Genomic DNA, 6,831 nt, shown 5'->3' on the forward strand with positions numbered 1-6,831 from the left:
GTTCCTTCCCGTGCGGGACGGGGGACATGTGATGCGTCATGCATATGACAAGTGGGGGCATGGCCATCACGTGGGGGGATGATGGTGCTTTAGTTCACTACGTGATTTAAGAAGTGAACCATCGGGGTGTCAAGGCTCCGGTACGGACAACAGTTCTTGCACATCCGGCTCATGGCGCATCCCCGTCCGCCTCCCGGCCGCCGGGCCCGCCGGCGAGCGGGCGCCCGACGCGCAGGTTCCAGCGACCCGAGCGCCCGCTCAGTTCCGTGAGCGTCAGCGGGGCGACGTCGAGGCGCCAGAACGCCTGCGGCGGCAGCTCCAGCGCGTGGACCACGGCCGCGCGCACCAGGGACGGTTCGGTGACGGCCAGCACCCGGCCGGCACCGTTCAGCGAGTCGAGCCACACCCCCGCCCTGGCACACAGGGCGAGCAGCGACTCACCCCCGTGCGGCGCCGCCGCGGGGTCGGCCAGCCAGGCCGCGACCCCTTCCGGCTCCCGCGCGCTCACCTCGTCCAGCCGGTCACCCGCCCACCGCCCCAACTCCCAGTCACGCAACGCAGATTCGGCCACCGAGGGCAGCCCCAGCGCCTCCGCCGTGCGTGCGCACCGCTCGGACGGACCGTGTACCGCGCGGTCCGCGTGCGGGACAGACGGCGCGGCCTGCCGGGCCGCCCGCACCCCCGAGGCGTCGAGCGTGGCGTCGCCGGCGAACCGGGCCTCCCGCAGCGCCGTGTTCATCGCCGGTGAGATCAACATCACCCGTACCGTCATACCCGCCCTCAACTCCCGGAACATCGGCCTCACGGCCAAGCACACCATGGCATCCGGACCCCACGGGCTGCTTGTAAGGGGCATGGCGGTGCCCGGTGCCCAGGAGGTATGGTCGCGGCGACATGACGAGGGTGTGACGGAAGTCCGGTGAGAATCCGGCACGGTCGCGCCACTGTGTACCCGCACGCGTGCGGGGAGTCAGACCCGGCACCTTCGTCTCAGGCACCACGATCGGGACGCGTGTTCCCACAGGAGGTTCTGCCATGGCGCAGACTGCTGCCCCCGCCACCGGCGCATCCGCCATCACCCCCATCTCCCTGAAGGCCATCGCCCCTTGGGCGGTCTTCTTCGGCATCCTCATGCTCGTCCTGCTCTACTTCGTCGGCGCCGAGCAGGGCGCCACCGCCCTCATCTCGGGCGAGGGCGTCCACGAGTGGGTGCACGACGGCCGTCACCTCCTCGGTTTCCCCTGCCACTGAACGACTTCTCGGCTGATCCAGGGGAATCCCACATGAACTCCATATCTGTCAGAGCCCTGCTGGTCCGCGGCATGCTGGCCGGCCTGGTCGCGGGCGCGCTCGCACTGGTCGTCGCCTACTTCCTCGGCGAGTCCCGCGTGGACGCGGCCATCGCGCTCGAAGAAGCGGCCCACAGCGCTCACGGCCACGACCACGGCGCCGCCGAGGAACTCGTCAGCCGGGGCATGCAGTCCACCGCGGGCCTCGCCACCGGTGTGCTCGTGTTCGGTGTAGCGGTCGGCGGCATCGCTGCGCTCGTCTTCTGCTACGCGCTGGGCCGCATGGGCCGGTTCGGTCCGCGCGCCACGGCCGCGCTGATCGCCGGCGCCGCGCTGGTGAGCGTGTACGTCGTGCCGTTCCTGAAGTACCCGGCCAACCCGCCGGCCGTCGGCAACCCCGACACCATCGGCAAACGCACCGCGCTGTTCTTCCTGATGGTCGCCCTCAGTGTGCTGCTCGCCGTCGCCGCCGTCATCATCGGCAAGCGGCTGGCGCCCCGCCTGGGCAACTGGAACGCGGCGGTCGCGGCCGCGGCAGGTTACGTACTGCTGATCGGCCTCGCGTACGTGTTCCTGCCCTCGTTCAACGAGGTCGGCAAGGACTTCCCGGCCACGCTGCTGTGGCAGTTCCGGCTGGCCACGCTCGCGGTGCAGGTCACGCTCTGGACCACGTTCGGCCTGGTCTTCGGCCATCTCACCGAACGGCTGCTCGTACCGAGGGCCGACGCGCTCGCGGGCGGCCGGACGGACCGGACGGCCGCCGCCGTGGGATGACGGTCGCTGTACGCGTGGAACGGGCGGAGCCCGCCGGGTGGTTACCGGCGGGCTCCGCCCGTTCCACGCCGCCCACTCGACGGCGTAGAACCTCAGCGAGGCGTCCTCGCCCACGAGGCGCATCCCGGCCGCCGTCATGACGTGCTGGGAGGCGAGGTTCCCGGCATCGGCGTCCCCGAGCACCCGGGCCACCCCCTGTTCCCGGGCGAACCGGAGCAGCGCACGCAGCGCCTCGGAGGCGTATCCCTGCCCGCGCACCGACTCTACGAGCCCGTAGCCGATGGTGACGCCGCCCCGCTCGTCCGGCGCCCCGTGGAAGCCGATGCCGCCGATGACCACCCCGTCCGCACGGAGCCGTATCTCGTACGAGCCGAACGGGGTCGGATCGCCCCTCTCCGCGCACGTGGCGAGGAAGCGTGCGGCGGCCCCCTGCTCGCCGGGGGACGGGTAGCCGGGGGCCCAGCGCACACCGGCCGTGGGTGCTCCTGCCACCACGTGCTCGGCGTCGGCGGGGGTCATGGCGTGCAGCAGCAGACGCGGTGTTCCGAGATCACTCATGACTCTGTGGAGTATCACGCGACCGACCGTCCCCGCACCCGGATATGTCCCGCCCAGGTGCTGATCCGGCTGCGGCCGCGCGCGGCTACGCGGGCCCGAGGTCCCCGGACATCGCGGCGGCCAGTCGCAACTGCGTGTCCGCTTCGGCCTGCCGCCCCTGTCGCTCCAGGGTGCGGCCGAGCATCAGCCGGGCGTAATCCTCGACGGGGTCGCGCTCCAGGACCGCCCGCAGCTCGGTCTCCGCCCGCCCGAGGCTCGCCGAGTGGTAGTACGCACGCGCCAGCAGCAGCCGGGGCGCGACCTGCTCCGGGGCCTCCTCCACGAGGCCGCCCAGAATGCGGGCCGCGGTCGCGTACTCCTTCGCGTCGAAGAAGAACCCCGCGCGCTCCCAGCGCTCGGCCGCGGTACCGAACTCGTAGTAGCTGTCGCTCATGTCATCTCCTCGGTCGAGCGGATCCGCCGGGGGGCTCCCACGGGCGTCCGATCCTCACAACACGCACAGATGGTTTAACATTCCACTAAATATTCGGCGTGGGCGTCGCCCGCCCCCACCCGCAGCGGAATAGGTTGAGCGCCATGAGCAATCTCGATCGCCAGGCCGTCCCCACCGTCTGCGGGGGCCGGGGCTTCGTCGTCGCGGAACCCGTACGTGAACTGCTCGCCCCGCGCACGGTGCGGCTCGGCGAGTCCACCGAGGTGCGCAGGCTGCTGCCCAACCTCGGACGCCGCATGGTCGGCGCGTGGGCCTTCGTCGACCACTACGGCCCCGACGACATCGCCGACGAGCCCGGCATGCAGGTGCCGCCGCACCCGCACATGGGCCTGCAGACCGTCAGCTGGCTGCACGAGGGCGAGGTCCTGCACCGCGACAGCCTCGGCAGTCTCCAGACGGTCCGCCCGCGCGAACTCGGCCTGATGACCTCGGGCCGTGCGATCAGTCACTCCGAGGAGAGCCCCAAGCAGCACGCCGCCCTGCTCCACGGCGCCCAGCTCTGGGTGGCGCTGCCCGAGGCGCACCGTTTCACCGAACCGCACTTCCAGCACCACAGCGACCTGCCCCAGGTCGTTGCCCCCGGCCTCACCGCCACCGTGATCCTCGGTGAGCTCGACGGCGCCACTTCGCCCGGCACCGCGTACACCCCGATCGTCGGCGCCGACCTCGCCCTGGCCCGCGGCGCCTCGGCCCGCCTGCCGCTGGACCCCGACTTCGAGTACGCCGTGCTGTCGATGTCCGGCGAGGCCGAGGTCGACGGCGTCCCGGTCCTCCCCGGCTCCATGCTCTACCTCGGCTGCGGCCGCACAGAACTCCCCCTGCGCGCGGAGTCCGACGCCGGCCTGATGCTCCTGGGCGGCGAGCCGTTCGAGGAGGAGCTGGTGATGTGGTGGAACTTCGTGGGCCGCAGCCAGGAGGAGATCGAGCGGGCCCGTGAGGACTGGATGAACAGTGACCGCTTCGGCACCGTACACGGCTACGACGGCCCGCCGATCCCGGCGCCGGCACTGCCGGACGTGGCGCTGAAGCCGCGGGGCCGGGTGCGCTGAGCTGTGGTTTTGCGTCTACGAAGGATGCCCCTTCCCTCTCGCGGGTGAGCTCTGGAGATCAAGGTGTGCAAGCCCGCCGAGACGGGGCTGACTTAATGCTGACTTCCTGATGAGGTGTCAGGGAAGTTCGTTCGCTGGACAGGGCGCTGGCCCGCAGCCCGCACGGTGCGCTCGGCACGGGCCTGGCGCAGACCGTGGCCACCGGCAACATCACGCTCATCGCCCCCACGCTGGACATCACCGAGACCATCGACCTGTTCGGCGACGAGGTGGAGGCGGTCCTCGCCTCCCATCACTGGCCCATCCGGGGCAATGAGCGCGTCGTGAAGTTCCTCGCCGAACAGCGCGATCTTTACGCCTACCTGCACGACCAGTGCCTGCGTCTGATCAACAAGGGCTGGACGGGCATTGAGATCGCCGAGGAGCTGAAGCTGCCGCCCGTCCTCGAACACGCCTGGCAGGCCTGCGGCTACTACGGCTCGGTGAGCCACAACCTCAAGGCCATCTACCAGCGCTACATGGGCTGGTACGACGGCAACCCAGCCCACCTGTGGCAGCACCCGCCCGTGGAGCAGGGCAAGCTGTACGTCGAACTCGGCGGCGGCGCGGACGCGGTCGTCACCAAGGCCCGCACCGCCTTCGACCAGGGCGACTTCCGCTGGGCGGCCGAGATCCTCAGCCATGTCGTCTTCGCCCAGCCCGACCACGCGCCGGCCCGTGAACTGCTCGCCGACACCTTCGAGCAACTGGGGTACGGCGCGGAGGACGGCGTCTGGCGCAACAGCTATCTGTCGGGTGCCACGGAACTGCGCGAGGGGACGTTCGGCACGCCCACCGTCTCCGGATCCGCAGACGTCCTGTCGGCCCTCACTCCGGAGATGCTCTTCGACGCCGTCGCCATCCAGGTCGACGGCCCCGGGCCTGGGACGAGAAACTGACCATCGACGTCGTCGTCACCGACACCGGTCAGCGCAACCGTCTGCGACTGGCCAACGGCGCGCTGACCTACAGCTCCGCACCCCAGCGGGACCAGGCGGACGTGACGCTCACGACGACCGTCCGCGCCCTGCCCGCCCTCGCGGCACACGGGCTTGCCCATGACGCCCTCGCCAAGTCCGGTATCGACGTCACGGGCGACCCGTCCGTCCTCTCCCGCCTCGCGAACCTCCTCGACCCCGGGACCCGGACTTCACCGTCACCCCTTAGCGGCGCTGAACAGCGAGTAGCCGACGAGAGCACGGCTGCAGGGGGCTCCGCGCTACGGAGACGTTTCGGCCTCAGCCAGGGTGCTCCGGCAAGTGTGGTCAACCCGGTCCGGCGTCGACGCCGGACCGCGGCTCCCGGGCCGGCTGGCGTACTGGACCGGTGCGGAACGCCTGCGAGGCCATGACCGAGATGCCGGGAGACCGCCAGTCGGGGGGCCGTCGGCGCCCGTGCGGGTGGTCCACGGCCGTGCCGCCCCGGACGGCCGCACGCGCACGCATACTTTCCCCGGCATGAAACGCACCAGTGCCGTCGCCACGACCGCCTGCCTCCTGTGCCTGGCCGCCGCCGTGCCCGCCACGGCCGACTACTCCGGCAACCCGCTGACCGGTGACAACGGGTTCGGGGTGCTCGTCCAGGACGACGCCGTGCTGGGCAGCACGGAGACCGAGGGCTCGGTGGCCATCGGCGGAAACCTCACCTACGGGCCGGGGTACAACGTCGCGCTGCACACCCCCGGCACGTTCACCGCGCCCGGCGACGACCATCCGACCGCCCTGCTCGTGGGCGGCAGAATCGATCATGCGGCCAGCTCGCCGCAGGGCGTGCTCCAGGTCCTCAGCGAGGGATACGTGAAGGTCGGCGACCCGACCGGGTCCTCGATCCTGGACGAGGACTCCAACAACGCCGAGGTCAACACCCACATCGTCGCCGGGGGCTCCGGCTACGACTCCACCCCGCGTATTGCAGAAACCATTCATCAGCCGGTCGAGTCCGTCACCGACACCACCGGTCTGCCCGACCTCGATGCCCTCTTCGCGACCTTCCGTGACCGTTCGGACGCCATCGACACCTGTGCCGCCAACGTGATCCTGCGTGACGCCGCCGGCAACCCGCTGCCCGACCAGACGGGCTTCCCCGCCGGGACGGCCGCGCACATCCGGCTCACCGAGGGCGAGACGAACGTACTCCGGCTGACCGGCGACCAGCTGAACAACCTGTCCGAGATCACCTTCGACGACCAGCCGACGGCGACGACCCCGTTCGTGGTCGACACCGACACGACCGGCACGGGAAGCACGTACACCTGGCACATCCCGAACCTCGCCGGTGTCTCCGGCGACCAGGCCCCGTACATGCTGTGGAACTTCCCCGACGCCACCGACATCACGATTGCGGACGGCGACTCGCTGGAGGGCACGATCTACGCGCCCCGCGCCCACCTCACGGACCTCGACGCCTCCAACATCGAGGGCACGATCGTCGTACGCCAACTGACGGCCGGACCGCTCAGCGCCGACGGCTCGACGTCCGTCGACGCGGGCGAGATCCACCAGTTCCCGTTCGCGGCCGACATCGACTGCGGCGGTGACGGGCCCTACCCGTCGCCCACGCCGAGCCCCACGGACTCAACGCCCGCGCCCACTCCGTCCCCTACGGATTCCACACCGCCCCCGACTCCCAC

The 6,831-nt window shown here is 70.8% G+C and carries 8 protein-coding genes and 1 pseudogene; 6 read left to right on the top strand and 3 right to left on the bottom strand.

Going from position 1 to position 6,831, the window contains the following annotated elements; genetic code table 11:
- Positions 1-169: 169 nt before the first annotated feature.
- A complete protein-coding gene (locus EAO73_RS12320; protein WP_147971569.1) occupies positions 170-772 on the bottom strand; it encodes a histidine phosphatase family protein in 603 nt (200 codons plus the stop codon).
- A gap of 263 nt (positions 773-1,035) precedes the next feature.
- Here EAO73_RS12320 and EAO73_RS12325 point away from each other — a divergent pair, with 263 nt between their 5' ends.
- On the top strand, positions 1,036-1,251 hold the full coding sequence (locus tag EAO73_RS12325; protein WP_018523122.1) for a CbtB domain-containing protein: 216 nt from the start codon (positions 1,036-1,038) through the stop codon (positions 1,249-1,251).
- A gap of 32 nt (positions 1,252-1,283) precedes the next feature.
- On the top strand, positions 1,284-2,063 hold the full coding sequence (locus EAO73_RS12330) for a CbtA family protein (protein ID WP_147971570.1): 780 nt from the start codon (positions 1,284-1,286) through the stop codon (positions 2,061-2,063).
- Between the two features lie 66 nt (positions 2,064-2,129).
- On the opposite strand, the pseudogene EAO73_RS12335 reads toward EAO73_RS12330, so the two are convergent.
- Positions 2,130-2,621: pseudogene (locus EAO73_RS12335) on the bottom strand (GNAT family N-acetyltransferase); the annotation flags it as partial.
- Positions 2,622-2,706: 85 nt separating this feature from the next.
- Positions 2,707-3,054, bottom strand: a complete 348-nt coding sequence (locus tag EAO73_RS12340) for a tetratricopeptide repeat protein (protein WP_147971571.1) — start codon at positions 3,052-3,054, stop codon at positions 2,707-2,709.
- Between the two features lie 143 nt (positions 3,055-3,197).
- Here EAO73_RS12340 and EAO73_RS12345 point away from each other — a divergent pair, with 143 nt between their 5' ends.
- The 4 genes from EAO73_RS12345 to EAO73_RS12355 all read left to right on the top strand — a co-directional run.
- Positions 3,198-4,163, top strand: a complete 966-nt coding sequence (locus EAO73_RS12345) for a pirin family protein (protein ID WP_147971572.1) — start codon at positions 3,198-3,200, stop codon at positions 4,161-4,163.
- Positions 4,164-4,357: 194 nt separating this feature from the next.
- Positions 4,358-5,101 carry an alkyl sulfatase dimerization domain-containing protein gene (locus tag EAO73_RS36455; protein WP_224756256.1) on the top strand — a complete coding sequence of 248 codons (744 nt, stop codon included), beginning with the start codon at positions 4,358-4,360 and terminating at the stop codon, positions 5,099-5,101.
- 2 nt (positions 5,102-5,103) lie between these two features.
- The gene (locus EAO73_RS36460) at positions 5,104-5,553 is read left to right on the top strand and encodes an alkyl sulfatase C-terminal domain-containing protein (protein ID WP_263576299.1); all 450 of its coding nucleotides are present in this window, start codon (positions 5,104-5,106) and stop codon (positions 5,551-5,553) included.
- A gap of 106 nt (positions 5,554-5,659) precedes the next feature.
- Positions 5,660-6,831, top strand: a 1,172-nt coding sequence (locus tag EAO73_RS12355; RefSeq protein WP_147971573.1) for a collagen-binding domain-containing protein, incomplete at its 3' end; no start/stop codon positions are given.

It is taken from the genome of Streptomyces sp. col6 (assembly GCF_008042035.1).
Taxonomy (GTDB): Bacteria; Actinomycetota; Actinomycetes; order Streptomycetales; family Streptomycetaceae; genus Streptomyces.